At 64.2% G+C, this 26,052-nt stretch carries 23 protein-coding genes and 1 tRNA gene; 18 read left to right on the top strand and 6 right to left on the bottom strand.

The genetic code is table 11. The features are described 5' to 3' along the window. Positions 1–214 precede the first annotated feature (214 nt). From IG122_RS10375 to IG122_RS10350, 6 genes are all read left to right on the top strand, one after another. Positions 215–1,357 (top strand): enolase C-terminal domain-like protein, encoded by a 1,143-nt coding sequence (locus IG122_RS10375; protein ID WP_193183175.1) that lies wholly within the window; start codon positions 215–217, stop codon positions 1,355–1,357. Further along, positions 1,354–2,607, top strand: a complete 1,254-nt coding sequence (locus IG122_RS10370) for an NAD(P)/FAD-dependent oxidoreductase (protein ID WP_193183173.1) — start codon at positions 1,354–1,356, stop codon at positions 2,605–2,607. The genes IG122_RS10375 and IG122_RS10370 overlap by 4 nt, the downstream gene beginning before the upstream one ends. A 48-nt stretch (positions 2,608–2,655) precedes the next feature. Then, positions 2,656–3,633 (top strand): TRAP transporter substrate-binding protein, encoded by a 978-nt coding sequence (locus tag IG122_RS10365; protein WP_193183171.1) that lies wholly within the window; start codon positions 2,656–2,658, stop codon positions 3,631–3,633. Between the two features lie 114 nt (positions 3,634–3,747). Continuing rightward, positions 3,748–4,278 carry a TRAP transporter small permease gene (locus IG122_RS10360; protein ID WP_193183169.1) on the top strand — a complete coding sequence of 177 codons (531 nt, stop codon included), beginning with the start codon at positions 3,748–3,750 and terminating at the stop codon, positions 4,276–4,278. A gap of 5 nt (positions 4,279–4,283) precedes the next feature. Next, positions 4,284–5,594 (top strand): TRAP transporter large permease, encoded by a 1,311-nt coding sequence (locus IG122_RS10355; protein WP_193183167.1) that lies wholly within the window; start codon positions 4,284–4,286, stop codon positions 5,592–5,594. Between the two features lie 151 nt (positions 5,595–5,745). Further along, a complete protein-coding gene (locus tag IG122_RS10350; RefSeq protein WP_193183165.1) occupies positions 5,746–6,927 on the top strand; it encodes an acyl-CoA dehydrogenase family protein in 1,182 nt (393 codons plus the stop codon). A 3-nt stretch (positions 6,928–6,930) separates the two neighbouring features. Here the strand turns inward: IG122_RS10350 and IG122_RS10345 are convergent, their stop codons facing one another. The 3 genes from IG122_RS10345 to IG122_RS10335 form a co-directional block, all read right to left on the bottom strand. Further along, positions 6,931–7,878 (bottom strand): NAD(P)-dependent oxidoreductase, encoded by a 948-nt coding sequence (locus IG122_RS10345; protein ID WP_226893474.1) that lies wholly within the window; start codon positions 7,876–7,878, stop codon positions 6,931–6,933. An 83-nt stretch (positions 7,879–7,961) separates the two neighbouring features. Beyond that, positions 7,962–8,753 (bottom strand): DODA-type extradiol aromatic ring-opening family dioxygenase, encoded by a 792-nt coding sequence (locus IG122_RS10340; RefSeq protein ID WP_193183160.1) that lies wholly within the window; start codon positions 8,751–8,753, stop codon positions 7,962–7,964. A gap of 9 nt (positions 8,754–8,762) precedes the next feature. After that, positions 8,763–9,194, bottom strand: coding sequence for a DoxX family protein (locus IG122_RS10335; protein ID WP_193183158.1), 432 nt, complete (start codon positions 9,192–9,194; stop codon positions 8,763–8,765). A gap of 123 nt (positions 9,195–9,317) precedes the next feature. Here IG122_RS10335 and IG122_RS10330 point away from each other — a divergent pair, with 123 nt between their 5' ends. The 6 genes from IG122_RS10330 (at position 9,318) to phnE (IG122_RS10305) (ending at position 15,537) form a co-directional block, all read left to right on the top strand. Further along, positions 9,318–10,223 carry a LysR family transcriptional regulator gene (locus tag IG122_RS10330; protein WP_193183156.1) on the top strand — a complete coding sequence of 302 codons (906 nt, stop codon included), beginning with the start codon at positions 9,318–9,320 and terminating at the stop codon, positions 10,221–10,223. 129 nt (positions 10,224–10,352) lie between these two features. Then, the gene (locus tag IG122_RS10325; protein WP_193183154.1) at positions 10,353–11,264 is read left to right on the top strand and encodes a phosphate/phosphite/phosphonate ABC transporter substrate-binding protein; all 912 of its coding nucleotides are present in this window, start codon (positions 10,353–10,355) and stop codon (positions 11,262–11,264) included. Between the two features lie 146 nt (positions 11,265–11,410). Beyond that, on the top strand, positions 11,411–12,271 hold the full coding sequence (gene phnC, locus IG122_RS10320; RefSeq protein ID WP_193183152.1) for a phosphonate ABC transporter ATP-binding protein: 861 nt from the start codon (positions 11,411–11,413) through the stop codon (positions 12,269–12,271). A gap of 55 nt (positions 12,272–12,326) precedes the next feature. Next, the gene (gene phnD / locus IG122_RS10315) at positions 12,327–13,241 is read left to right on the top strand and encodes a phosphonate ABC transporter substrate-binding protein (protein ID WP_193183150.1); all 915 of its coding nucleotides are present in this window, start codon (positions 12,327–12,329) and stop codon (positions 13,239–13,241) included. 106 nt (positions 13,242–13,347) lie between these two features. Next, positions 13,348–14,187: a phosphonate ABC transporter, permease protein PhnE gene (gene phnE / locus IG122_RS10310; protein ID WP_193183147.1), complete on the top strand. Its 840-nt coding sequence runs from the start codon at positions 13,348–13,350 to the stop codon at positions 14,185–14,187. Positions 14,188–14,199: 12 nt separating this feature from the next. Beyond that, positions 14,200–15,537 (top strand): phosphonate ABC transporter, permease protein PhnE, encoded by a 1,338-nt coding sequence (gene phnE / locus IG122_RS10305; RefSeq protein ID WP_193183145.1) that lies wholly within the window; start codon positions 14,200–14,202, stop codon positions 15,535–15,537. Between the two features lie 35 nt (positions 15,538–15,572). Here the strand turns inward: phnE (IG122_RS10305) and IG122_RS10300 are convergent, their stop codons facing one another. Then, on the bottom strand, positions 15,573–16,736 hold the full coding sequence (locus IG122_RS10300) for an EAL domain-containing response regulator (protein WP_193183143.1): 1,164 nt from the start codon (positions 16,734–16,736) through the stop codon (positions 15,573–15,575). Next, a complete protein-coding gene (locus IG122_RS10295; RefSeq protein ID WP_193183141.1) occupies positions 16,736–19,312 on the bottom strand; it encodes a hybrid sensor histidine kinase/response regulator in 2,577 nt (858 codons plus the stop codon). Before IG122_RS10295 ends, IG122_RS10300 begins: the two co-directional genes overlap by 1 nt. A 274-nt stretch (positions 19,313–19,586) precedes the next feature. Here IG122_RS10295 and IG122_RS10290 point away from each other — a divergent pair. The 3 genes from IG122_RS10290 to IG122_RS10280 all read left to right on the top strand — a co-directional run bounded on the left by IG122_RS10290 (position 19,587) and on the right by IG122_RS10280 (position 20,963). Then, a tRNA-Met gene (locus IG122_RS10290) sits at positions 19,587–19,663 on the top strand. A gap of 179 nt (positions 19,664–19,842) precedes the next feature. After that, positions 19,843–20,331, top strand: coding sequence for a peptidase associated/transthyretin-like domain-containing protein (locus IG122_RS10285; protein WP_193183139.1), 489 nt, complete (start codon positions 19,843–19,845; stop codon positions 20,329–20,331). Between the two features lie 20 nt (positions 20,332–20,351). Continuing rightward, complete coding sequence (locus tag IG122_RS10280) at positions 20,352–20,963, top strand: ferric reductase-like transmembrane domain-containing protein (protein WP_193183137.1); 612 nt, start codon at positions 20,352–20,354, stop codon at positions 20,961–20,963. Between the two features lie 6 nt (positions 20,964–20,969). Here IG122_RS10280 and IG122_RS10275 read toward each other — a convergent pair whose 3' ends face one another. After that, complete coding sequence (locus IG122_RS10275) at positions 20,970–22,304, bottom strand: aspartate aminotransferase family protein (protein ID WP_226893473.1); 1,335 nt, start codon at positions 22,302–22,304, stop codon at positions 20,970–20,972. A 77-nt stretch (positions 22,305–22,381) separates the two neighbouring features. On the opposite strand from IG122_RS10275, the gene IG122_RS10270 reads away from it, so the two are divergent. From IG122_RS10270 to IG122_RS10260, 3 genes are all read left to right on the top strand, one after another. Beyond that, positions 22,382–23,239 carry a LysR family transcriptional regulator gene (locus IG122_RS10270; protein WP_193183135.1) on the top strand — a complete coding sequence of 286 codons (858 nt, stop codon included), beginning with the start codon at positions 22,382–22,384 and terminating at the stop codon, positions 23,237–23,239. 112 nt (positions 23,240–23,351) lie between these two features. After that, entirely contained in the window at positions 23,352–24,701 is a 1,350-nt protein-coding gene (locus tag IG122_RS10265; protein ID WP_319024857.1) for a glutamine synthetase family protein, read from the top strand. Continuing rightward, a complete protein-coding gene (locus tag IG122_RS10260) occupies positions 24,701–26,011 on the top strand; it encodes an NAD(P)/FAD-dependent oxidoreductase (protein WP_193183133.1) in 1,311 nt (436 codons plus the stop codon). The genes IG122_RS10265 and IG122_RS10260 overlap by 1 nt, the downstream gene beginning before the upstream one ends. Positions 26,012–26,052: the final 41 nt, after the last annotated feature.

Raw genomic sequence — 26,052 nt, 5'->3', positions numbered from 1 at the left:
AGCCTTGTATACAATATTGTGTTCCATTCGGCATGCCTAGCGCAATCCGCGCGAGAAGTAGAGAAATATGAGCTGGCCGATCGGCAACCGCATGACCGGCGCGAAAACCTCGGACCGGATTCCCGCGGACCGCGCTATCGACCGCATGTGCGGGCTCGGTTGCGATGCCGAACGCCGCCGTGCTGAATCCATTCCAGAGAGGACAGCCTGAGCCATGTTCGACCCGACGGAGAAGATCGTCTCCCTCGACCTCTGGCAGCTCGCGCTGCCGGTGGTTTCGCGCCGCGACCACGGTATCGGCTCCGTCGAGAATACGATCGAGATCGTCGTTCTCCGCCTGACCTCGGAGAGCGGCGCGGTCGGTTACGGCGAGGCTTCGCCCTGGTCGGTCTTTACCGGATCTCCCGAGGCGAGCTATGCCGCACTCGACCGCTACATCCGGCCGCATGTCGTCGGCAAGCGGGTCGGCGATCTTGCCGCGATCATGGAAGTCGCCGCCAAGTCGGTCGCCCATTGCACCGAGGCCAAGGCGGCGCTTGAAAGCGCGTTGCTCGATCTGCAGGGACGGATCGCCGGCGTGCCGGTCTGGGCATTGCTCGGCGGCAAGGCGCGGGACACGATTCCGCTTTCCGTTTCCATCGCCGATCCGGATTTCGACGCGGATCTGGCCCTGCTCGAGCGGCTGGCCGATGACGGCGTCGGAATCATCAAGCTGAAGACCGGCTTCAAGACCCATGCGTTCGACATCATGCGGCTGGAGCAGATCCGTGCCCGCTGGCCGGAGCTCGACGTCCGCGTGGATTTCAATCAGGGGCTGCCGGTCGAGGGCGCCATCGCCAGGGTGCAGGACATCGCAGCCTTCGAGCCGACCTTCATCGAGCAGCCGGTCGCCTATCATCATTTCGACCTGATGGCCGATATCCGGTCCTCCATCGACGTGCCTCTGCTTGCGGACGAGAGCGTTTTCGGTCCGGAGGACATGAAGCGGGCCATCGAGGAGGGGATCTGCGACGGGGTTTCCGTCAAGATCATGAAGTCCGGTGGACTGCGCCGTGGGCAGACGGTCGCCCGCATGGCCGCCGCCGCCGGTCTCTCGGCCTATGGCGGCGACATGTTCGAGAGCGGTCTCGCCCATCTCGCCGGTGCGCACATGATCGCGGCGACGCCGGAGATCCGGCTCGGCTGCGAGTTCTACCAGGCGCAATACTACCTGAAGGAGGATATCCTCGCCGAGACCTTCCCCAGCGGTGGCGGCGTCGTGACGGTTCCGGACGGACCCGGTCTCGGCATCCTTCCCGATCCCGAAAAGCTGGCGCACTATGCGGTCCGGTCGATCGGCCGGGGGCAGGGGAAATGAGCGTACAGAAGAAGCATGTCATAATCGTGGGGGCCGGGATCGTCGGCGTCTCCACGGCCATCTGGCTGCAGCGCGACGGGCATGACGTGACGCTCGTCGACAAGGTGGGCCCCGCTGGCGGGACGAGCTACGGCAATGCGGGTCTGCTTGCTTCCGCCTCGATCGTGCCAGTGACCGCGCCGGGCCTTCTGAAGAAGGTCCCGAAGATGCTCTTCAATCCGGACCAGCCGCTTTTCCTGCGCTGGTCCTATCTGCCGAAGCTGATGCCCTTCCTTTTCAAGTATCTCGCTCATGCCAACGCCGAGGACGCGAAGCGGATCTCCGACGCGCTCTATGACATCGTCGGGGACAGCGTCGCCGACCACCAGGCGCTGGCGGCGGGTACCGGGGCCGAGCGCTGGATCGTGCCGCAGGAATATGTCTTCGCCTACAGCGACAAGGCGGCCTACGACGGCGACGCCTTCGGCTGGTCGATCCGGCGCGATCGCGGCTTTGTCTGCGAGGAGCTGGATGAAGCGGCGCTCCGGGCGCAGGAGCCGGCCCTGAGCGGCGATTTCCGATACGGTGTGCGCATTCCGAACCACGGCCGGATCACCGATCCCGGCGCCTATGTAAAGGCACTCGCGGCGCATGTGGTCGCCGAGGGCGGCCGGATCGTCGAAGCCGAGGTGAACGACATCGTGCGCGAGAACGGCCGGGCGACGGGCGTGCGCGCCGGCGGCGAGACGATAAGCGGCGATGCCGTGGTGGTGGCGCTCGGCGCCTGGTCGGGCAAGCTCTGCAAGCAGCTCGGTCTCGAGGTTCCGCTGGAGAGCGAGCGCGGCTACCATCTCGAATTCTGGGAACCGTCGGTCATGCCGAAGACGCCGGTCATGATCACGACGGGAAAATTCCTTCTGACGCCGATGGAGGGTCGTCTCCGCGCCGCGGGTGTGGTGGAATTCGGCGGCCTCGAGGCTCCGCCCTCCGAAGCGCCCTTCGCCCTGCTGCGGAAGGCGGTCAGGAAGGCGGTTCCGGGTCTGACCTTCAAGGAGGAAACCACCTGGATGGGCCATCGGCCGGCGACGACGGATTCGATCCCCGTCATCGGCGAGGCGCCGGGTGTGCCGGGAGCCTTCCTCGGCTTCGGGCACCAGCATGTCGGTCTCACGGGGGGGCCGAAAACAGGGCGGATTCTCGCCCAACTGATCGGCGGCAAAACGCCGAACATGGATCTGACGCGTTACTCTCCCTCACGCTTCGGCGCCTGAGGGGAGGTAAGAGTGGCCTAACAGGGTCGCATAACAGGGAGACTGACCATGAACAAACTGATGACTGTCATCGCCGCCGCCGCTTTCGCGGTCACCGGCGTGGCCGCCGCGAAGGCGGAAAAGTGGGATATGCCGATGGCCTATTCCGGCTCCAACTTCCATTCCGTGACCGGAGCCGAATTCGCCAAGTGCGTGACCACCGGGACCGGTGGCGCGATCGAGATCGTGACCCATCCGTCCGGCTCGCTCTTCAAGGGCAATGACATCAAGCGCGCGGTGCAGACCGGCCAGGCGCCGATCGGCGAACGCCTGATGTCCGCGCACCAGAACGAGAACGCGGTGTTCGGTTTCGACTCGATCCCGTTCCTCGCCACCTCCTTCGACGATGCGGCGAAGCTCTGGAAGGCCGCGAAGCCGACCCTGACCAAGATCCTCGAAGACCAGAACCTGGTGCTGCTCTATGCCGTTCCGTGGCCGCCGCAGGGCTTCTATTTCAAGAAGGAAGTGAACTCGGTCGCCGACATGAAGGGCATCAAGTTCCGCGCCTATAATGCCGCGACCGCCCGGATCGCCGAGCTGACCGGCATGCTGCCGGTGCAGATCGAGGCCGCCGAGATCAGCCAGGCCTTCGCCACCGGCGTCGCCGAGTCCATGATCTCCTCGGGCGCGACCGGTTACGACCGCAAGGTCTGGGAAAGCCTGACCCACTTCTACGAGGTCGACGCCTGGCTGCCGCGCAACTACGTGATGGTGAACGGCGATGTCTGGAAAGGCCTGGACGATGCCAAGAAGAACGTCCTGACGGGCTGCGCCGAACTGGCCGAATACGCCGGCACCTGGCGCGCGGTGGAATACACCCAGTTCACGCTGAACGGCCTGAAGTCCAACGGCATGAAGGTCGGTCCGGCCGGCGACACGCTGAAGGAAGAGCTGCGCCAGATCGGTGAGACCATGACCAAGGAATGGCTGGACTCCGCCGGTGCCGAGGGCAAGGCCATCATCGATGCCTACAAGGCGATGAAATAATTCCTGACCGAACGGCCGGGGGCGGACGCAGGTCCGCCCCCGGTCTTTCTTTTTTCCGACGCTCCGCCCGTGCGTTGCGGGAGCGGAAACGCGTCCTTCTCCCGAGGAGTCCTCATGGTCATTCTGGGAAAAATCAGGGTCGGCCTCGACCGGCTGTATCTCTTTTCGGGCGCGGTTGCAGCCCTCTTCCTGATCGCCATCCTGGGCCTGATCGTACTGCAGATGCTGGCCCGCTGGACCGGCGAGGTGTTCCCCGGGGCCGCAGAATATGTCGGCTATTGCATGGCCGCCGCTTCTTTCCTGGCCTTCGCGCACGCGCTGCAGCGCGGCGCCCATATCCGGGTCGGGATGCTGTTCAACGTAGTGCCACCGCTGGTGCGCCGCCTGCTGGAGGTCTGGTGCCTGATCGTCGGCAGCGCGCTCGCCTGGTACTTCGTCTGGTATGCGGGGAAGTTCGTTTACTGGTCCTGGAAGTTCAAGGACGTGAGCCAGGGGCAGGATATGACCCTGCTCTGGATGCCGCAGAGCATCATGGTGGTCGGTGCCGTCATTCTGGCGATCTCCCTGACCGATTTTCTTGTGCATATGGCCTTCGCGGGCCGTGACCGGATCGTCCACGAGACGGTCGAATCCCACGCGGAGTGACGGGCATGGAAGACATCTCTATCATCGCCCTGTTCCTCTTCGTTCTCTTCCTGCTGCTCGGTACCGGCGTCTGGATCGGTCTGGCGCTGCTCGGCGTCGCCTTCGTCGGCATGGAGCTTTTCACCACCCGGCCGGTCGGCGACACCATGATCACGACGGTCTGGACGGCCTCCTCCTCCTGGACGCTGGCGGCCCTGCCGCTCTTCATCTGGATGGGCGAGATCCTCTACCGGACGCGCCTCTCGGAGGACATGTTCAAGGGGCTTGCGCCCTGGATGGCGCGGCTGCCCGGCGGCCTTGTCCACACCAACATCGTCGGCTGCACGGTCTTCGCGGCGGTCTCCGGCTCCTCCGCTGCGACGCTGACAACGGTCGGCAAGATGTCGATCCCGGAGCTGCGCAAGCGGAACTACCCGGAGAAGGTCGTCATCGGCACGCTGGCCGGCGCGGCGACGCTTGGCCTGATGATCCCCCCTTCGCTGACGCTGATCGTCTATGGCGTGACCATCAACGAGTCGATCACCCGCCTCTTCATCGCGGGCATCCTGCCCGGCATCGTGCTGGCGGGAATGTTCATGGCTTATGTCGCGATCTATTCGAAGGTCTCGAAGAACTACAAACCGGACCCCGAGCCGGAGATGAGTTTCCTCGCGAAGGTCAAGAACTCGCGCTTCCTGATCCCGGTGCTCTGCCTGATCGCGGTGGTCATCGGCTCGATGTATCTCGGCCTCGCGACGGCGACCGAGGCGGCCGCCTTCGGCGTGATCGGCTCTCTGACCCTCGCGGCAGGCCAGCGCTCGCTCAACTGGAGGACTTTCCGCGAGAGCCTGATGGGGGCGACCCGGACCTCGGCGATGATCGCGCTGATCCTTGCCGGCGCGGCGTTCCTCTCCCTCGCGATGGGATTCACCGGCCTGCCGCGCGGCCTCGCCAACCTGATCGCGGAGATGAATCTCAGCCGCTTCGAGCTGCTGATGGCGCTGCTGGTCTTCTACATCATTCTCGGCTGCTTCCTCGACGGCATCTCCTCGGTGGTGCTGACCATGGCGGTTGTCGAGCCGATGATCCGGCAGGCCGGGATCGATGTGCTCTGGTTCGGCATCTTCATCGTCGTGGTGGTTGAGATGGCGCAGATCACCCCGCCGATCGGCTTCAACCTCTTCGTGCTGCAGGGCATGACACATCACGAGATGGGCTACATCGCCCGCTGCGCGATCCCGATGTTCCTGATCATGGTGGTGATGGTCTTCGTGCTGATCGCCTTCCCGGATCTCGCCACCTGGCTGCCGGACAACATGCGGCAGGGGCCGGCTTGATCGGGCGGACATAGCTTCGAAGGGGCGGCTCTCGGGCCGCCCTTTCCGTTTCGGCGCCCTGCGGCGATCCTGCCGCTGGACGCGAGGCGTCGAGCGGCTATTCTCGTGCCTCCGGCGGCCCGCGAAGGTCTCCGGCAGGGGAGGAATGGAAATGGAATTCTCGACGCCGCCGCATGTCGCGGACCTCGCGGAAAAGACCCGGAGCTTCATCCGGGAGAAGGTGATCCCGTTCGAGAAGGATCCGCGCTGGACCGAGCACGGGCCGACGGAGGATCTCAGGCGCGAGCTGACCGATCTCGGCCGCGCCTCGGGCGTATTCGCACCGCATGCGCCGAAGGAATTCGGCGGTCTCGGTCTCGGCCACCTGGAGCGGGCCTTCGTTTTCGAGGAGGCGGGCTATTCGCTGCTCGGCCCGACAGCGCTCCATTGCGGCGCGCCGGACGAGGGCAATACGCATCTCCTGGAGGTTGCCGCCAACCCGTCCCAGCGCGAGCAGTTCCTGGCGCCGCTGGCGAAGGGTGCGCGCTCCTGCTTCGCGATGACCGAGCCGGACGGCGCCGGCGCCGATCCCTCGCTGCTGGCGACGACGGCGAAGGTGGATGGCAACGGCTATGTCATCAACGGCCGGAAATGGTTCATCACCGGGGCCGAGGGGGCCGAGTTCGTCATCATCATGGCGAAGATCGAGGGCGGCCCGGAGGACGGCAAGGCCACCATGTTCATCGTCCCGAGCGACCGCGCGGGCATCAAGCTGGTGCGCCAGATGGACACACTCGACACTGCCTTCGCCGGCGGGCACTGGGAGATGGAATTCGAGGACCTGAAGGTCGACCAGTCGGACATTCTCGGCGAGGCCGGCGGCGGCTTCCGCCAGGCCCAGGTCCGGCTCGCCCCGGCGCGGCTGACCCACTGCATGCGCTGGCTCGGCGCCGCCCGCCGGGCGCACGACACCGCGCTCGCCTATGCCAACAGACGCGTCGTCTTCGGCCAGCCGCTCGGCAAGCACGAGGGCGTCGGCTTCATGCTGGCGGACAACGAGATGGACATCCGCACGGCCCGGCTTTCCCTGATGCAGGCCGCCTGGCTGCTGGACCAGGGAGAGACCGCGGCCGAGGAAAGCTCCATGGCCAAGGTCCAGTGCTCGGAAGCGATCTGGCGCATCGTCGACAATGCGGTGCAGATCCTCGGCGGCTCCGGCACCAGCGCCGATTATCCCGTCGAACGGATCTTCCGAGAGGTCCGCGGCTTCCGGATCTATGACGGCCCGTCGGAAGTCCACCGCTGGTCGCTCGCCCGCAAGGCTCTCAAGCGGGTGGCAACCGGCGGCCACTGAGATCTAGCCCTTCAGCTTCGGCGGCGTCAGGCCGCCGAGCTTGCACTGGGCGTGCAGCAGACCGGAGAAGTCCTTCTCGCCCATGCCGAGGCCGGTGGTGGCGATGGTGAGGGCTTCCTTCGCCGCCGCGCCCATCATCATCGGCAGCTTCTTGCTCTTCGCAGCCTCCATGATGAGGGAGAGATCCTTCAGCGCGAGGTCGATCTTGAAGCCCGGCTCGATATCGCCCTTCAGCACCTTGTTCGGCCAGCCGAGGGTAAGGGAGCCGTTGGTGGCGGTGGTGCCGTTCACCACGGTCAGGGTCTGTTCCAGCTCGAGCCCGAGCGCGGTCGCCAGCGCGATCGCCTCGGCGCTGAGCTGGTTCTGCGAGATGGCGAGGAAGTTGTTCACCAGCTTGGTGCGGATCCCGGTGCCTGGGCCGCCGCAATGGTGGATGACCGAGCCCATGCCCTCGAGCGACGGCTTCACCCGGCCGAAATCGTTGCTGCTTGCTCCGACCATGAAAAGCGACTCGCCGCGCTCGGCGAACTCGACGGTGCGGCCGATCGGGGAGTCGACGAAGGCGAGCCCGGCCTCGACCAGTTTCCTCGAAAGCTCGTCCGTGGTCTCGGGGTCGATCGTGCTCATATCCATCACCAGCGTGCCTGGCTTGGCGTTCTCGAGCACGCCGCCCGGACCGAGCACCACTTCGCGGACATGCTGCGAGGCCGGCAGCACGGTGATGACGATATCCGCCGCTTTCGCCACCTCTGCTACGGAGCCGGCGGCGTCTGCGCCCTTGGCCTTCAGCGTCGCGACTGCTTTCGGATTGATGTCATAGACGATCATGTCCGCGCCGGAGGCCTTCAGATTGCGGGCGAGCGGCCCGCCCATGTCGCCGAGGCCGATGAATCCGATCTTTTCCATGTCTGTGAGCGTCCTTCCCTGAATGAAGTGTTCTTGTTGCTGCAAGCCTAACGGCAATCCCCGCCCGGCGGGAAGGTGACCGGGCGGGGATGCAGTATGGCGCGGCGGGCACGGATGCCCGCCACGGATCAGATGGCGAGCCGGTCCGATCCGAAGGAATATGCGGACATGCTGATGGAGCTGTGGCTGAAGCTCCGGTGCAGACGTGCGCCGCAATCCGCCTTGCCGGCACCTGCCGCGACGAAGAAGGGCAGGAAATGCTCCGGTGTCGGATGGGACCGTCTTGCGCTCTCGGGCGCGTCCGGGAAGCGCATGAGGGACTTCCAGTCGCCGACTTCGACGGCCATGGAGACGAAATCGTCGAACCCGGTGGCCCAGTCCGGCGGCGGCGCGCCTTCCGGACCGAGGGCGCGCAGATTGTGCGTCACCGAGCCGGAGCCGACGATCAGAATGCCCTCGTCGCGGAGCGGGGCGAGGGCTTCGCCGATCTCGAAATGCTGCCGGGCAGTGCCGCCCTTCAGCAGCGAGAGCTGGATCACCGGGATGTCGGCCCCGGGGAAGGCGAGCAGCAGCGGCACCCAGGCCCCGTGGTCGAACCCGCGGCCGGCATCCGCCTCGACGGCGTAGCCGAGATCGGCCAGCAGTTCGATGGTCCGGCGGCTGACCGCCGCGTCGGTCTTCGCCGGGTAGCGGAAGTCGTAGAGCTCCCGCGGGAAGCCATAGAAGTCGTGCACGGTCTCGGGCGCGGCGGCCGAGGTCAGCGCGAGTCGCGGGCTTTCCCAGTGCGCCGAGACGACGAGGATCGCCTCCGGGCGGCCGACCCGGCCGCCGAGCTCCGCGAGAAAGCGTTTCGCGGGATGCTCGGTCAGCAGCAGGTCGGGCGCGCCGTGCGGCAGGAAGAGGCTGGGCTGCTTTGCCATTTGCCGACCTTACTCGCTCTGGGTAGCGGGCTGAAGGGCGAGCAGGCGCGGGGTCTTCAGTGCATAGGCGCCGTCGCCGAGCAGGGCCTGCACGACCAGGGTGGCCGCCCAGAAAGCCGGGAATTCCCAGCCGCCGTTCGGATTGGTGTAGAGCCAGCCGTTGGCGCCGTGGACCATGAAGACCGCGCCCAGCAGGATCGGCAGGGTGGCAATGGAGACCAGACGGGTGGCGAAACCGGCGATCAGGGCCGCGCCGCCGCCGAGTTCGGCGAGGATCGTCAGGTAGGCGAAGATCGCGGGCAGGCCGAGGCTCTCGAAGAAGCCGACGGTGCCGGCCGGGGTAAAGACGAAGAGCTTGAGCGCGCCGTGGGCGATGAAGAGTACGCCGAGAGAGACGCGAAGAAGGAGCGCGGCATAATCCGCATTGGATGTGTTGGTCATCGGGTCGTCCTTTCATATCGGTGACGGGCGGAGTGCGCCGTCGATGACCCGAGACTTAATTGCGGCGATATTAGGTTGTAAGTATCACTTTCATTGAATGATTATAAACAATATGTTGTCAGTATGGATTCGATCGGACAGATGCGCTTCTTCGCCGCGGTCGCGGCGACAATGTCCTTTTCCAAGGCCGCGGAGCGCCTCGGGACGAGCGCGCAGAATGTGAGCAAGAACATCCGGGCGCTGGAAGATGAGCTCGGCGTTCTCCTGCTGAACCGGACCACGCGGGTCGTGACCCTGACCGAGAGCGGGCGCGCGTTCCTGCCGCGCTGCAACCGCCTGGTGGAGGATTACGACGAGCTTCGCGCCGTCATGCGGGACGAGGGCGGCAGCCCGGCCGGCAACCTGGTGGTGACCGCGCCCCTGACCTTCGGCGAGACCCATCTCCTCGGCGCGGTGGAAAAATACCTCGCCGCCAATCCGAGGGTGACACTCGACCTGCGCCTCACGGACCAGCATCTTTCCCTGATCGACGAGGGCATCGATCTCTCCATCCGCATCGGAAGGCTGCAGGATTCGACCCTGATCGCGCGGCGGCTGGGGGAAACCCGTTTGATCGCCTGCGCGACACCGTCCTATTTGCAGGCGCGCGGCGTTCCGGAGCATCCGCGCGATCTTGCAGGCCACCGCTGCATCTTCGACACCAACCGTCGCACCCCCGGGCAGTGGATCTTCCGCGATGGGGCCGAGACCCTCACCGTGACCGTCAATCACCGGGTGCGCGTTAACGGTGCGTCGGCCGTCCGTCAGTTGATCCTCTCCGGGGAGGGGATCGGCATCGTCCCGAGCTACATCGTCGACGAGGATATCCGACGCGGCGACCTGAAGCCCGTTCTCGAATCCTATGAGGGAGAGCGCCTGCCGATCTCGGCGCTTTATCTAGCCAACCGCCATCTTTCGCGGAAGGTGCGCGCCTTTATCGAGATCGCCGAGGCCGAGATCAAGGCCTGCCCCGACTGGAATGCGGTCTGACGCCGAATCGGGACGCGGCTGCAACTTAACCGTCATCAAACGGTCAATCTCATCCTGTATGGTGCGAGCCCTCGACAAGGGAACTGGCGCTTCGAAAGCATGCTGGTTCCGAACGGATTGGACAGGGCGATGCGACAGGCATTCAAGCGTGCGATGTCGGCGGCTGCGGCACTCGGTGCGGTTGCCGGACTGATGCTCTCCGGACCGGCGCCGGCCGCCGAAGGTCTGAAGATCGGCATTCTGGGCGGGATGTCCGTGGAAAACGGCTTCAGCGCGCAGAAATGCCTGATGCAGGAGCTCGCCAACGGACTGGGCGTGCCGGTTACCGTCAATGCATTCGCCTCTGGAAAGCAGTTGCAGGATGCGCTGGCCGCTGGAGAAGTCGATCTCGCCTCGCTCTCCCCGCGCGCTTACAGCGCGGTCTGGCGCAGCAGTGCCGCGGCGGTCCAGCCCGTGCTGGCCCCGCTCGGACGCGGCGGGGCGAAAGGCTACCGCGCCGTCATGCTGGCGCGCTCGGGGTCGGATCTGTCCTCGCTCGACGCCGTCAAAGGCAAGGAAATCGGTTTCGCCGGTCAGATCTCGCTGCCCGGATACTTCGTTCCGTCCGTCGCGCTCGCGCGGGACGGCTTCAAGACCGAGAGCGATGTAGCGACAATTCAGTTCAGCGGCGGTCACCAGGCCAATCTGACGGCTCTCGAAAGCGGCGCGATCGACGCCGCGGTGACATGGGTGTCCGACGGCGGTGAGGCCGAAGCAGGACCGCTTGCCCGGTTCGAGCGGCAGGCGGGCGGATCGCTCTCCGAAATATGGCGCTCGAACCTGGTGCCGAACGGACCCCTGGTGTTGCGCAAGGCGCTGTCCGAAGCGGTCAAGCAGAGCATCACCGTCCGGCTTCTCGATCTCGGCAAGCGTGCGCCGGATTGCCTCGCCGCGGCCTTCGGGCGCCCGATCACGGGGCTTTTCCCGGTCGCGCACGCCGATTACGAGACCTTTATCGAGGCCGACCACAAGCGCCTCTCGCTTTCCGTCGCGAGCAACTGAGCGTCGCCGCCGGCTCTGCGGGCTTCACGAAAGTGAAGCAAAAGAGTCACGTGATCGACCCGCTCCATTGATACCAACGCCCGGTCGGTTCTCCCGCGGTGCGGGCTCTTGCGAGCCCCGTTCGGCGCGAGATTCAGGAGTGGGGCATGATCGAATTCAAGAACGTCACCAAGGCTTTCGGAAACATGGTCGCGGTTAATTCCGTGACCTTCAATGTCGACAAGCCGCAGATGATCGGCGTGATCGGACGCTCCGGCGCAGGTAAATCCACCTTCCTCAGGCTGTTCAATCGCCTGACGCCCGCGACGTCGGGACAGATCTTCGTCGAGGGTACCGACGTGCTCGGTCTGAAAGGCAACGCGAAGCGGCGTTGGCAGAAGGACTGCGCGATGATCTTCCAGCAGTTCAACCTGGTGCCGCGCCTCGATGTCGTGACCAACGTCATGCTCGGCCGGCTGAACCAGCACGGCACGCTGCGCTCAATGTTCAAGATTTTCTCCCAGCAGGATATCGACGACGCTCTCGCGGCCCTGGACCGGCTCGGCCTCGCGGAGCGCGCGCTGCAGCGGGTCGAGACCCTTTCGGGCGGCCAGCAGCAGCGTGTCGCTATTGCCCGCGGCCTGATGCAGCAACCGAAGATCATCCTCGCCGACGAGCCGATCGCCTCGCTCGACCCGCTGAGCGCCGAGGTGGTGATGAGCTCGCTGCGCGAAATCCACGATCGTGACGGCATCACCGTGATGTGCAACCTGCACACGCTCGACACCGCGCGCAGCTATTGCGACCGGGTGATCGGCATGGCCGAGGGTCGCGTCGTGTTCGACGGCCCGGCGGATGCGCTGACGCCGGAGGCCGCGCGCGAGATCTACGGTGCCGAGGAAGGCCTCAACGAGGCCGTGACCTCGACCAGCATTTCCACCAGCGGCGCGTCCCGGCGCGCCCGATCCAATCCCTCAGCGGCGGGCCAGGGGGCCCAGGTTGCTGAGGCGAATGCCGCCACGGCGTGAGCCCGGCCCGTCGCCGAGGGCCGTGGGGCAATTGCAACCTAGGGAGTAGTTAGGGATGAAGTTCGTTCGCAATTTCGCGATGGCCGCGGCCGTCGCCATGACCGCGTTCGGCGCCGCCGACGTGCACGCCGAAGACAAGATCTCCGAATTCCGCATCGGTATCCTCGGCGGTGAAAACCAGTCCGACCGCCTGCGCTCGAACGAGTGCGTGCGCTCCAAGGTCGAGGCGCTGCTCGGCGTCCCGACGAAGATCTTCGCGCCGGCCGACTATAACGGCGTGATCGAGGGCCTGATCGGCCGCAACCTGGACATGGCCTGGCTCGGCGCCTCCGGTTACGCGAAGACCTACCTGACCGACCCGGACGCGGTCGAGCCGGTCCTGGTCAAGGTGAACGTGGACGGCTCCATCGGCTATCACTCGATCGGCTTCGCCCGGGTCGACAGCGGCATCAAGTCGCTTGACGACATGAAGGGCAAGAAATTCGGCTTCGGCGATCCGAATTCGACCTCCGGCTACCTGATCCCGTCGATCGAGATCCCGGCCGCCGGCTTCCCGATGAAGAGCGGCGAGTATTTCGGTGAAGTCGTCTTCACCGGCGGTCACGAGCAGACCATTGTCGCGGTCGCCAACGGCGACATCGATGCCGGCGTGACCTGGGCCGACGGTCTCGGCAACTGGGAAGAGGGCTACAACAGCGGTGCGCTGCGCAAGGCCGCCGATGCCGGCCTCGTCGACATGACCCAGCTGGTGCAGATCTGGAAGTCCAAGGTGATCCCGGAAGGCCCGGTCGTGCTGCGCAAGGACCTGCCGTCCGACGTCAAGGTGAAGGTCACCGGCCTGATCGCAGGCCTCGCCTCGCTCGATCCGGAATGCGCCTATAGCTTCATGGCCGGCGAGATCAAAGGCATGATGCCGGTCACGCACGAGACCTACGAAGTCATCATCGCGGCGCGTAAGTCGAAGATGTAAGGCAGGCGTCTCGCCTTCCTGACAGATCAAGGCCGGGACCGCGCTTCGGCGCGGTCCCGGTCCGGTTTCGGGCCCGAGGGGCCTCTCGCATGACAGGGCATTTCCCATGGTCGACGTGATGCGCAACCAGCTTGGGGCGCTCGAGAGCCGGCGCAGGCTCTATACCGGGCTCTCCCTCGCGCTTTTGCTTGCCGTCGTGGTCTCCGGCTACCACGAGGCCTCGCAGCTCAATTCGGGCGGGTTCCTCCAGGGCCTGCTGAAGTTCTTCGACTACCCGGCGCAGATCGTCTCCCAGGCCTGGGATGACGGCTGGGAATTCTGGGCCCTGTTCCCGAGATTTCTGCCGGCGCTGATCGAGACCCTCAATATCGCCGCGGTCGCCACCATCATCGGCGCCGTCTTCGCCACGATCCTGTCGCTCGCCTCGAGCCGCAATCTCGAGGTTCCGCCCGCGCTCATTCCGGTCGTGCGCCGCATCATGGACATCATGCGCGCCTTCCCGGAGCTGATCATCGCTCTCTTTCTGATCTTCGTGCTCGGCGCCAGCCCGGTCCCGGCGGCAATCGCCGTCGCCTTCCACACCTCGGGCGCGCTCGGCAAGCTGTTCTCCGAGGTGAACGAGAATATCGACGTGAAACCGCTGGAAGGCCTGAAGGCGACCGGGAGCAACTGGCTCCAGCGCGTGCGCTTCGGCGTCATCCCGCAGGTCCTGCCGAACTACAGCAGCTATTTCCTGCTGCGCTTCGAGATCAATGTGCGGGCCTCCGCGATCCTCGGCTTCGTCGGCGCCGGCGGCATCGGCACAGAGCTCAGCCGCGCGATCGGCTGGGGTGCCGGCGCCGAGACCGCCGCGCTCTTCCTGATGCTGTTCCTCTCGATCGTCGCGATCGACCAACTGTCCTCGTATCTGCGCCGCCATTTCGTCGGCGCCGAGAACTTCAAATAGGGGAGGGGACCGATGGCCGTCGCCGAACAGAGTTCCGCCTTGCTTGCCGAGACCGTCAGGGTTTCGGTGAAGAAGGCCTCCGCCGTGCCGATGCTGCTGCTGGCCGGCATGGTGCTCTACCTGATCTATGCCTGGAACGCCTTCGACATCACGACCCTGCTCGAGCGCGCGCAGCTCTCCAAGGGCGCGCTCCTGGTGTCCGACTCGATTGCCTACAAGACGCATGTGACCAAATCCTTCCGCGGCAACGAGCTGGAGGTCGCGATCGAGGGCGAGCGCACGGCGACCTACAAGCAGTTCCCGGACTGGGTCCAGGGCACGGTCGACAGTTTCAGCGTCGATCTCGGCGAGGGCTATCTTGTTCGCGTCGAGGGGCAGGGGCTCGAGTTCGATGTGCCGGGTTACGGCACGATCCGCTCGAAACTGGTGGACAAGAAGATCGTGACCGAGCTGCCGGAAGGCCCTGTCCCGTCCTGGCTGAATGCCCGCGACGTGAAGCTCGAGGTGCGGCCGACCTTCTCGCGCCGCGTGCAGTTCACGCGCGCCAAGATCGAGATCCACAAGTTCGACTATGGCTGGGAAAATTTCTGGTTCCCGTTCAACTCGGTGCTTCACGGCAAGAGCTTCGGCGACCTGGCCGGTATCGCCGCTTCGTCCGACCGCATCAAGGCCGACACGCCGAACTGGCTCTTCATCCTGAAGAGCTTCTGGGGCAATCCGGACTGGCAGCACGGCATCGTCGCGGTGGCGCTGTTCGAGACCATCATGATGGCCGTGCTCGGCACGGTGACCGCCGCCGTCTGCGCCCTGCCGCTCGCCTTCGTCGCGGCCTCGAACTTCAATCCGAACGGCGCGATCCGCTTCGTTGTCCGACGTATCTTCGACTTCGTACGCGGCATCGACATGCTGATCTGGTCGCTGATCTTCATCCGCGCCTTCGGTCTCGGCCCGCTGACCGGCTCGCTCGCCATCGCCTTCACCGACACGGGCTCGCTCGGCAAGCTCTTCTCCGAGGCGCTGGAGAATATCGACCGCAAGCAGGTCGAGGGTGTCGAGTCCACCGGCGCCAACCGCTGGCAGCGCTACCGCTTCGGCGTGATCCCGCAGATCCTGCCGGTGTTCACCTCGCAGTTCCTCTATTATGTCGAGTCCAACACCCGCTCGGCGACAGTCATCGGCGCGCTTGGCGCGGGCGGCATCGGCCTCGTGCTGGTGGAGACGATGCGGACCCAGCGGGACTGGGAAAACACCTTCTACATCATCGGCCTGATCATCGTGATGGTGTTCATCATGGACGGCGCCTCGAGCTGGCTTCGGCGCAAGTTGATTGCCGGCGGGGAGAGCCGCTGACCCGGACAGGACAGCGAGAGGGCCACGACAGGCAATTATGCCTTACGCCGTTCGCCGATCCAGGTTTTCAATTCGTCGAGTGGCAGCGGTCGGGATATTTCGAATCCCTGGGCCTCGTCGCATCCGAGCACCCGCAACTCGGACATGGTGGCTGCATCCTCGATGCCTTCCGCGATCACGGTCATGTCCAGCTTGTGGCCAAGGGCGATGGAAACTTCTGCCACGGAGCGGTATTCGCGGCTCTCGAGCAGACTCCGGACAAATTTCTGGTCCACTTTCAATTCGGAAAAAGGAATCCGTACCAATTGCTCCATTGATGAATACCCGATCCCGAAATCGTCGATGGAAAGATGAAAACCTTTCATCCGGAGCCGGGTCAAAACATCGATCGAGGCCGCGACATCTTTCATGACCGCCGTTTCCGTGATTTCGAGCACGACGTGACCGGGGTCGATGCCCGAATCGTCAAATTGGCGGGCCAGTTTCTCCGGAAGCGAGAGATCGTAGATTGAATTCGCGGACAGGTTGATCGAGATCCGGAACAGCAGACGATCTTTCTCCAATTCCGACAAGTCCCGGCAGGCGCGCGAGACAACATAATCGGTCATCGGCCCGATCAGATCGGAACTCTCCACTTGAGGCACGAAGGCTTCCGGCGCCACGACACCCATATCCGGGTGATTCCAGCGGATTAATGCCTCGGCCCCGGTGACAGAGCCGTCTTTCAAGGAGATCTGAGGCTGGTAGAAAAGGCTAAACTCGCCATTCTTCAGACCCTGGCGGATATCGTCTATGTCGATCCTGGACGAGGAACGTTTTGTTACGCTTGGTGCCGGCTCATAGGCGCTCAGAGTTTCAGCAATCGACGCCAGCGTGATCGGCTTTCTCAGAACGCCGAGCACGGTGATGCCGCGCTCATGGGCGATCTCGCGGGCGGCATTGAGGAGAGCGTCGTTGCTGCCGCTCATCAGAACGACTGACGCAGTCGATCGGTTGTCTGAGAGGAACCGCAATATCTCGATGCCGTCCAGGTCCGGCAAGAACAGGTCCAGGAAGATGACCTCGATGTGGGTCGAATATGCCGATGCAAAGGCGCTCGAATTGGTCGCGATACGCGGAATATGTCCGAGTTCGTCGACGGCATCGGCGACGAACTCCGCAAAGTCCGGTTCGTCGTCGACAATGAGGACATTCAGCATCAGGCAGTCCTCTCTTCGTCGAGCTTCGCCCGAACCGCCCGCGCCAGACCGTCATTGCTGTATGGTTTGGCGACGAGAGATTTCGCCCAGTGCTCGGCTTCCTCCGATTTGAGGTGATGGCCGGTGAACCCCGAGGTCAGTAGCGACTTCAATCGGGGGCGCATCAGCTGGGCCGATTCGATCAGCTGGATGCCATTTACACCCCCTGGCATGATGAGATCGGTGAAAAGCAGGTCTACCGTGCGGCCCTCGCTCAGGATCTGTAGTGCCGCCTCGGCTGATTGGGCGGTCACGACCTTATATCCGAGGTCTTCGAGGACGCGCTCCGCCACGTCGAGCAAACCGGGCTCGTCGTCAACCACGAGAATGGTCTCGGAACCGCCACGCACCGGCTCATCATCGGCCGTCCGCGATCGCGAACGGTCGATTTCGGCATCGTCGCTGACAGACGGCAGATAGAGCTTGAAAATGGTCCCGGTGCCTTCTTCGGAATAGACGATGACATGTCCCCCCGAGCGTTTGACAAAGCCGTAGACCATCGGCAGTCCGAGCCCGGTGCCCTTGGTCACGGGCTTGGTGGTGAAGAACGGGTCGAAGATCTTGTCGACGATCTCCTTCGACATCCCCGATCCGTTGTCGCTTACTTCGATCTGCGCATAGGTTCCCGGCGCCAACCCGAGTTGCACGAGGACATCCGCCGAGCCGACGGTGTAGGGCGACACGGCGACCTCGATGCGGCCGCCACCGGGCATTGCATCTCGCGCATTCACGATCAGATTGATGATTGAGTCTTCGAAGTCGGACTTGTCGCATTTCACGCGCGGGATATCGCCTTCGAAGCGTGTCACGAACGATATGCTTGCTGTGAGAGACCGCTCAATCAAGTCTGACAACCCCGAAACGACCTCAATCGTATCGACGATATCCGCCCGCTGCGCGTCGGGACTCTGACGCGAGAAATCGAGCAGCTTGCGGGTGAGACCGGCGCCGCGTTGCGCGGCGGCGATCGCTTTGCCCACCTGGCGGTAAAGTTTGCTCTCCGGCTCCAACTTTCTCTGCATCAGCTCAAGGTTGCCGAGAATGATCCCAAGCAGATTGTTGAAGTCGTGTGCGATCCCTCCGGAGAGCTGACCTATCGCGTCGAGCTTGTTCGAGCGGCGCAGCATCGTCTCGAGGCTTTTCTGTTTTCGCAGGTCGGTAATTGCCGCGATGAAGTGGCGTTCTCGGCCGAGCCTGGTCTCGGCAACGCCCAAATGTATGGGCACTTCCTTGCCGTTTTTCGTCAGTCCGTTCAGTTCCCGGCCAATACCTATGATCTGATGTTCTCCGGTCTTGAGGAAGCGCTCGAGATAGCGATCATGTTCCCGCGCAATCGATTTCGGCATCAGCATCGATACGTTTCGACCCACAACTTCATCGGCCCGATAGCCAAAGATTTCTTCCGCTTTTGGATTGAAGGTCTCGATGACACCTGTGCTGGTAATCTCGACGATCCCCACGGTCATGTTTTGGAAGGCGATGTGAGCGCGTTCCCGGGTTTCCGATAATAGTTGCTCGCGATGCAGGTGTTCGGTGACGTCGCTTGCCGAGCCGCGATAGCCGCGGAAACGCCCGCTGTTGTCGAAGTAAGGAACGCCGCTTGCCGATAGAATGATATGTTTTCCCTCTTCGGAAATGGCCTTGTAGACGAAGTCCTTGAACGGCTCGCGGTTCTGCAGGATTCCGTTCAGGCGCGTCCATTTCTCGGTGGATGTATCCTCGTCGGCGGAATCCTCCCGCCGCTTTCCGAGGACTTGCGAGGCATCTATTTCAGGGTGCGGGCGTTTGCTCTCGCCGACACTGGTATATCGAAGATTTTCGTCCTGAACCCAGAACCAGTCAGAGGCGGAGGATGCAAAATCCTGAAATTTTTGCCGTTCCTCCTGGAGGGCGGCAACGATGGACTCGGCTTCTCTGTGAGCGAAGATTACGCCGACCGTGCCTATTGCCGAGGCGATCATCACGGCGATTGCTATGGCATTTAAAAACGGTGCTTCAAATTCCGATTTCCGGACTTCGGCGAGGACAAGCAGGTCGGTGCCCCGAACCGGCTCATAGGCGATCAAAAAGTCGACGCCGGAAGCATCTGTGAAGTTGGCGCTTCCGTGTGTTCCGTCGAAGCCTTCCGCGATCGCCGTTCCGTAGGCTGTGTACCGTTCGATATCGTTTCGGTCGTGAGGGTTTGGATTCTGGTCGCCCCTGTGAATCAGAACTTCGAAGCGGCCCTCATCCGTCTCCCGGAAGATGATGAGCCCTCCTGCTGTACCGAAGCTGTGTGCTGTATCGAACGCAATGCGAATCTGTTCCAGCGTCGCCCCTAGGGCGCCATCCGGATGATCGTCTGCACTGTTCTCTTGATCGAACGCGGCGACGGATGCGATGAGGCTCGACGCGACATCGACCAATTCTTCCAGATCCACGCGTTGCCGTTCGAGATGCGAGCGGTACAGCAGGTAGATGCTCGAACCGCTGGAAAAGCAGGCGACGGCGATGAGCGTCAGGACAATTTTCCCGACAATCCCGATCTTTGATCCCATTCAGGACGACCCTTTCCTCTCCAGGTCCGGCGACCGGGCGATCTGACCAAAACAGTCTTAAAATTGATTTAAAAACACCAATGTCGTGCAGTTTTTAGTACACTCTGGCCCGCTGACATCGCGCGCAGGTTCGATGTTCTGCCGGAGCAAATGCACCGGAAGACGCGCGCCGCACGGATTTTGCTCGGGCGGGCAGCCGTCTGTTGACAGCCCCGGCAAGCTCGCCTATATGCGTGCTTCCGCGCGGGCAAGAGCCTTTGCGGGCCTCTCTTGGGGCGGAGTAGCTCAGCTGGTTAGAGCAGCGGAATCATAATCCGCGTGTCGGGGGTTCAAGTCCCTCCTCCGCTACCAACCTTCTTCAAGATCCCTCAAGCGTCCTTCCTGAATCACGAGACCGTGAGCGCCGGTTACCGCGTGCTATGATGCTCTTAAATCTTAAGGCGACATTCATTGCGGTAGTTTAGCGACCGACCGGTCCGCGCTCCGAAGCGGAGCCCGGAAGAATGCCGCGTCCGACGGGAGAGTTCCGAATGACCGCCGATCTTTTCACACGTCGTACCCTGCTCGCAGCTGGCGGCGCCGTTGCAGCGAGCTGTATCTCGGGTCTGCTCGTGCCTGCCCGTGCCCAAGGACTCGCACCGACGCGCTCGATGCGGGGCGGGTCGAACAATTACATTCCGAACGCGCCCATCGTCGAGCGGATCGGCGGCGGCGGGTTCTGGATGTCGGGAACCGTGCGCCGCGCGGGCGACGGGGCGCCGCTCGCGGGCCAGCGGATCCAGATCTGGGCCCACACGACGGAAGGTTATGAAAGCGATCCGCACAGCCACGGCGCCACGCTGACCGACGAGAACGGGGTTTTCCGGCTCGAAATGCCGCAGATCGTGCCGGCCTTCGGCCAGCCGCACGGGCATCTCGCCTATGACAGCGGCGATTTCGGGACCGTCTTCCTGCGCCCCGTGATGCGCAGCTCGAGCGACAAGAGCCTGGAGGCGCATTTCGTCCTCACGCCAGCCTGAACCGGGTGACATCCACAACAATGGGACCGGCCCGCAAGATCCTGATCTGGGGCGCGCTCGCGCTTGCCATTGCCGTGCCGGTCGCACTGGCGGCGGCGAGCCCGCTGCTCGCCTGGCGCGGTCCGGTCTATATCGCGGCCGGATTTGCAGGCATCGCCGCGATGGTCTTGCTGCTTCTCCAGCCTCTGCTGGTCGGCGGGTACCTGCCCGGGCTCGCGGGGCTCAACGGACGGCGGGTGCATCGGGCGATCGGAGCCGTCCTCGTCGCGGCGGTCGTGCTGCATGTCGCGGGGCTCTGGATCACCAGTCCTCCGGACATGGTCGACGCTCTCTTCTTCAGGGCGCCGACACCCTTCTCCGCCTGGGGCGTGATCGGCATGTGGACCATCCTCACGGCTGCGCTGCTGGCAGTGTTCCGGGATCGTCTGAAGCTCCGCTCGCGAACCTGGCGTCGCATGCATTCGGGCCTTGCCGTCGTGACGGTTCTTTGCTCCGTCATTCACGCCCTGCTCATCGTGGGCACGATGGAGACCCTGACCAAGGCGATGCTCTGCATCCTTGTCTCCCTCGCCACGGCGAAGGCCTTGGCCGATCTGAAGGTCTGGACGAACCGCCCGCGCCGTCGGGGGTGACGGCCCTCAGCCGGCGGCGGCGATGGCCTCGGCCATGATGTCGAGGCCGAGATCGATTTCCTCGTCCGTCGCCGTCAGAGGCGGGGCTATGCGGAAGACCGCGCCCATGGCCGGGATCTTCACGATGTTCATGCTGAGGCCGCGGTTCATCGCCTCGCCAGCGATCCGGTCGCCACGTTCGAGGTCGGGCACCTTGCTCGCCCGGTCGGTGACGATCTCGAGCCCGAGCAGCAGGCCGCGCCCGCGCACGTCGCCGACGCAGTCGAACCGCTGCTTCAGGGCCTCGAGCCCGCTCCGCAGCCGCGCTCCCGCCTCGCGCGCGCGGCCGATCAGCCCGTCACGCTCCAGCACGTCGAGCACGGTGAGGCCGATGGCGGCCGGCAGTGGGTCCGAGACATGGGTGGTGAGGAAGATGAAGCCCTTGGAATGCGCCGTTTCCTCGATCTCGCGGCTGGTCAGCACGGCCGAGAGCGGCAGGCCGGCGCCGAGCGTCTTCGAAAGAGTGAGGATGTCCGGCGTCACGCCGTCGCGCTGAAAGGCGAACATGTGACCGGTCCTGCCGACCCCGGTCTGCGCTTCGTCCAGGATCAGCAGCATGCCGCGTTCCTCGCATTTGCGCTTGAGGGCGGCGAGGTAGCCCTCGGGCAGCTCGATGATGCCGCCGGAGGAGAGGATCGGTTCCGCGATGAAGGCGGCGAGGCTGCCGGTGGACTGACTGTCGATCAGGGCGAAGGCATCGTCCAGCTCGGTCTGCCAGTCGAGACTGCCGTCGGCATGGGTGAATCGCGGCCGGAAGGCATGGGGCGCCGGGATGGCGAAATTGCCGACCCCGGCCGGGCCGTAGCCCTTGCGGGCCGAGCTGTAGGTCGCCGCCGCCGCGCCGCCGGTCATCCCGTGCCAGCTCTTGGTGAAAGCGACGATCTCGTGCTTTCCGGTCACGCACTTTGCGAGCCGGATCGCCGCCTCGTTGGACTCGCCGCCGGTGGAGAGCAGCATGACCTTCTCGAGTCCGGGCACCAAACTGCCGAGGCGGGTGCAGAGATCGACCACGGGGCGCGAGAGCATGCCGCTGAAGAGGTGGTCGAGCCGGCCGATCTGTCCCTGGACAGTGCGCACGATCTCCGGATGGGAGTGGCCCAGCAGGGCGCTCATCTGTCCGGACGTGAAATCGAGGATGCGGTGCCCGTCCTCGTCATAGACGAAGCTGCCCTCGGCCCGGTCGATCACCCGCCGCTCGAAGACCGGTCCATAGCGCATCACGTGGTTATCCACGTCGGTCCAGAACCCGCTATCCGCCGTGCTCGTGCTCATCTGCGCCTCGTCTGCCTCGTGTTTCGACATCGATGGAGCCTAGCGGTTGCCGGTAGATTGGAAAAATTCATAATCTCAATTTCCGAATCAAGAATTGTTCATATGGCATGACCAATCTCGACATCACCCTGCTGCGCAGTTTCATCGCCGTCGCGCGCGCCGGGTCGATCCGGGCCGCGGCGGACCGTGTCGGGCGCACGCAATCGGCGGTCAGCCTGCAGATGAAACGGCTGGAGGAGATCGCGGGCGAGCGGCTGTTTCACCGCACCGGCTCAGGCGTGACCCTGACGGTTTCGGGCGAGCGTCTGATGGCCGGGGCCGAGCGTGTTCTCTCCGCCCATGACGACACGCTGGCCTCGATCCGTACCGGCGGCCTCCAGGGGGCGATCTCCTTCGGCTGCCCCGACGATTACCTGACCGCCTTCTTCCCCGACCTGCTGCGCCGCTATGGCCGCGACAATCCGGATGTCGAGATCGAGATCGTCTGTGCCCCGACAGTAGAGCTTCGCCCGCTACTGCAGCGTCGGCATATCGATCTCGCCCTCGTCTCGCTCCCGGTCTCGGCTCCGCGCGAGGAGATATTTCGCCGCGAGCCATTCGTCTGGATCGCAAGCACGCCCGACCCTGAACTGCTGGAGGCGCCGTACCTGCCGCTTGCTCTCTCCGGACCGGAAACGCTGGATCATCGCCTGGCGAAGAGCGTGCTCGAGGCGGCGGGGCGGCCCTATCGCATTACCCATGCAAGCAACGGGCTTGCCGGCCTGCTCGCGATCGCGCGCTCGGGCCTTGCGGTCAGCGTCGTGACGAAGGCAGCGGTTCCGCCGGACCTCTTCATTGTCGAGGAAGGGCTTCCGGCCCTGCCCGAAATCGGCATGTCGATCGCCTATGCCTCGACGCGGCCGGCGCCGGTGGTCCGGGCATTCGGCGAGTTCATCTCCACAAGCCTGCAGGGGCCGGATATGTGATCTCGGGGAAAGTCCGACCCTTTACCGAACATTCGATTTGACAGAACGCGCTTGAAGACCGCTAGCTCCACCTGAGCGTGCCTGTCCCAAGCTGCCCGAAAGGGGCCCGAAAGTGTCCGTCGAGAACCTGAACCGCCTGCTGGAGGAAAATCCGGAAATCGAGTCCGTTTTCGCCTGTGTGTGCGACCTGAACGGAACCATGCGGGGCAAGCGTCTGCCGATCGAGCAGGCGTCGAAAATTCTCGAGGCCGGCCTCCGCATGCCGCTCTCGATCCTCAGCCTGGATGTCTGGGGCGAGGATATCGAGGGCAACGAACTGGTCTTCGAGACCGGCGACAGCGACGGCATCTGCGAGTTCACCGGACGTCCGATCGTGCTGATCAACTGGACCAACCGGCCCTCGGCGCTGGCCATGCTGTGGATGCGCGAGGAGGACGGAAGGCCGTTCGCGGGCGACCCCCGCCGCGCCCTTGCAAATGTGGTCGAGCGCTATGCCGAGCGCGGCCTGACGCCGGTGGTCGCCACCGAGCTCGAATTCTATCTCTACGATCCGAGCGGTACGCAGCCGCAGCCACCCCGCTCACCGATCACCGAGAAGCGGCTCGGCTCCGACGGGGCGCTCTCGCTGGACGAATTGCAGCATTTCGACGAGTTTCTGGACGATGTCTACGATGCCTGCGCGGAGCAGGGCATTCCGGCCGACGCCGCGATTTCCGAGAATGGCGCCGGCCAGTTCGAAATCAACATGATGCATGTCGGCGACGCGCTGAAGGCGGCGGACGATGCGGTGTTGTTCAAGCGCCTGGTCCGCGGCATCGCGCGCAAGCACGGCTTCGCCGCGACCTTCATGGCGAAGCCCTATGGCGAGCGGGCTGGCAGCGGCTTCCACGTGCATTTCTCGCTCGAGAACGAGGCCGGAGAGAACCTGTTCGACAATGGCGGGGACGAGGGTTCGCAACTGATGCTGAACGCGGTCGCGGGCCAGCTGGCGACGATGCAGGAAAACACCCTGGTCTTCGCGCCGCACGAGAACTCCTACCGCCGCCTGCTGCCCGGCGCGCACGCGCCGATCAATGTCGCCTGGGGCTACGAGAATCGCACCGCCGCGATCCGCATTCCGGGTGGCAGCCACAAGGCGCGCCGGATCGAGCACCGGGTCGCCGGCGCGGACACCAATCCTTATCTCGTTCTAGCGAGCGTTCTTGGCGGCGCGCTCATCGGCATCGAGAACGGCATGGAACCGGCGGCTCCGATCACCGGCGATGCCTACAGCATGAAACTCGAACACCTGCCGCTCGACTGGGCGACCTCGATCGAGGCCTTCCGCCGTGGGTCTCTGGTCCAGCGCATCTATTCGAAACGGCTCCAGACCATGATGGTCGAAAGCAAGATGCAGGAGTTGAAGCGGTTCGCACGTCAGGTGACCGACTACGAATATGACACCTATCTGGAAGTCGTCTGATGATCCCCTGGGCAAAAGCCGGCCACGGCGCCGTCGCTCACACCACAAGCTATTATGCTGCCAGTGCCAACCCGTCGCCGGAGCGTCCGCCGCTCAAGGGCGATATCGAGATCGATATCCTGATTGTCGGCGCCGGATATAGTGGGCTTTCGACCGCGCTGCACCTGGTCGAGAAGGGCTACAAGGTTGCGATCATCGAGGCCGCCCGGGTCGGCTGGGGTGCCTCCGGGCGGAACGGCGGGCAGATCGTGAACGGGCTGAATGCCAGCCTGCAGACGATCAGGAAGCGCTACGGCGTGGATACCGCCAATTTTGTCGCCGGCCTGGTGCAGGAAGGCGGCGAGATCATCCGCGAGCGGGTCAAGACCTACGACATCCAGTGCGACCTGAAGCACGGCAACGTCTTCACCGCCTATACCAGCGCGCATATGCGCGAGCTGGAAGAGCGGCTGAAGCTCTGGGCCGGCTACGGCATCAGGAACCAGGAGATGCTCGACAAGGCCGCGCTCCGCGAGCACATCAATTCGGACGCCTATGCCGGCGGCATGATCGACCGGTCGGGCGGTCACATGCACCCGCTGAACCTGGCGCTCGGCGAGGCGGCGGCGTTCGAGAAGCTCGGCGGCAAGATCTACGAGCAGACGCCCGCCGTGGATGTCGACACCAACGCGGCGAAACCGGTTGTGAAGACCGAGGGCGGCTCGATCACCTGCAAGACTTTGGTGCTCTGCGGCAACGCCTATCTGGGGCACGTGGTCCCGACGCTGTCGCCGCGGGTCATGCCGGTCTCGACCCAGGTCATGGCGACGGAACCGCTCGGCGAGGAGCGGGCCAACGACCTCATCCCGACCGACGTCTGCGTCGAGGACGTGCGCTACATCCTCGACTATTTCCGGCTCTCGGCCGACAAGCGGATGCTGTTCGGCGGCGGCACGGTCTATGGCGGCACCGATCCGAGCGATATCCGCGCCAAGCTGCAGCCCAACATGGACAAGGTCTTCCCGCAGCTTAAGGGCGTGAAGATCGAATACGCCTGGAGCGGCAATTTCGCGCTCTCGTTCAGCCGCGTGCCGCAAATGGGTAGGATCGGCAACAATACCTATTTCGCGCACGGCTACAGCGGCCACGGCGTCACCGGCTCGCACACCTTCGGCCGCATACTCGCCGAGGCGATCGGCGGCGACCGGTCCCGCTTCGACGTGTTCGAGAACGTGCCCTGGTACCCGTTCCCGGGCGGCCGGCTGTTCCGGGTGCCGTACTCGGTCGCCGGCTCCTGGTGGTACACGCTCAGGGACAAGCTCGGGGTCTGAGCGGGAGTCTTTCGGTCGACGGAGCTCCCGCCCGTTGCCGC

Origin of the sequence: Nisaea sediminum, from assembly GCF_014904705.1 — a bacterium.
GTDB classification, from domain to species: Bacteria; Pseudomonadota; Alphaproteobacteria; order Thalassobaculales; family Thalassobaculaceae; genus Nisaea; species Nisaea sediminum.
The sequence above is the reverse complement of the archived record's forward strand: the minus strand, read 5'-3'. Positions and strand labels throughout refer to the sequence as shown.

Excerpts from the sequence above, each read along its gene's own strand:
- IG122_RS10335 (WP_193183158.1), bottom strand. The coding sequence starts at position 9,194 with ATGACCAACACATCCAATGCGGATTATGCCGCGCTCCTTCTTCGCGTC.
- IG122_RS10365 (WP_193183171.1), top strand. The coding sequence starts at position 2,656 with ATGAACAAACTGATGACTGTCATCGCCGCCGCCGCTTTCGCGGTCACC.
- IG122_RS10295 (WP_193183141.1), bottom strand. The coding sequence starts at position 19,312 with ATGGGATCAAAGATCGGGATTGTCGGGAAAATTGTCCTGACGCTCATC.
- IG122_RS10300 (WP_193183143.1), bottom strand. The coding sequence starts at position 16,736 with ATGCTGAATGTCCTCATTGTCGACGACGAACCGGACTTTGCGGAGTTC.
- IG122_RS10325 (WP_193183154.1), top strand. The coding sequence starts at position 10,353 with ATGCGACAGGCATTCAAGCGTGCGATGTCGGCGGCTGCGGCACTCGGT.
- IG122_RS10285 (WP_193183139.1), top strand. The coding sequence starts at position 19,843 with ATGACCGCCGATCTTTTCACACGTCGTACCCTGCTCGCAGCTGGCGGC.
- IG122_RS10360 (WP_193183169.1), top strand. The coding sequence starts at position 3,748 with ATGGTCATTCTGGGAAAAATCAGGGTCGGCCTCGACCGGCTGTATCTC.
- phnE (WP_193183145.1), top strand. The coding sequence starts at position 14,200 with ATGGCCGTCGCCGAACAGAGTTCCGCCTTGCTTGCCGAGACCGTCAGG.
- IG122_RS10280 (WP_193183137.1), top strand. The coding sequence starts at position 20,352 with ATGGGACCGGCCCGCAAGATCCTGATCTGGGGCGCGCTCGCGCTTGCC.
- IG122_RS10350 (WP_193183165.1), top strand. The coding sequence starts at position 5,746 with ATGGAATTCTCGACGCCGCCGCATGTCGCGGACCTCGCGGAAAAGACC.
- IG122_RS10375 (WP_193183175.1), top strand. The coding sequence starts at position 215 with ATGTTCGACCCGACGGAGAAGATCGTCTCCCTCGACCTCTGGCAGCTC.
- phnE (WP_193183147.1), top strand. The coding sequence starts at position 13,348 with ATGGTCGACGTGATGCGCAACCAGCTTGGGGCGCTCGAGAGCCGGCGC.
- phnD (WP_193183150.1), top strand. The coding sequence starts at position 12,327 with ATGAAGTTCGTTCGCAATTTCGCGATGGCCGCGGCCGTCGCCATGACC.
- IG122_RS10370 (WP_193183173.1), top strand. The coding sequence starts at position 1,354 with ATGAGCGTACAGAAGAAGCATGTCATAATCGTGGGGGCCGGGATCGTC.
- IG122_RS10340 (WP_193183160.1), bottom strand. The coding sequence starts at position 8,753 with ATGGCAAAGCAGCCCAGCCTCTTCCTGCCGCACGGCGCGCCCGACCTG.
- IG122_RS10275 (WP_226893473.1), bottom strand. The coding sequence starts at position 22,304 with ATGTCGAAACACGAGGCAGACGAGGCGCAGATGAGCACGAGCACGGCG.
- IG122_RS10355 (WP_193183167.1), top strand. The coding sequence starts at position 4,284 with ATGGAAGACATCTCTATCATCGCCCTGTTCCTCTTCGTTCTCTTCCTG.
- IG122_RS10330 (WP_193183156.1), top strand. The coding sequence starts at position 9,318 with ATGGATTCGATCGGACAGATGCGCTTCTTCGCCGCGGTCGCGGCGACA.
- phnC (WP_193183152.1), top strand. The coding sequence starts at position 11,411 with ATGATCGAATTCAAGAACGTCACCAAGGCTTTCGGAAACATGGTCGCG.
- IG122_RS10260 (WP_193183133.1), top strand. The coding sequence starts at position 24,701 with ATGATCCCCTGGGCAAAAGCCGGCCACGGCGCCGTCGCTCACACCACA.
- IG122_RS10270 (WP_193183135.1), top strand. The coding sequence starts at position 22,382 with ATGACCAATCTCGACATCACCCTGCTGCGCAGTTTCATCGCCGTCGCG.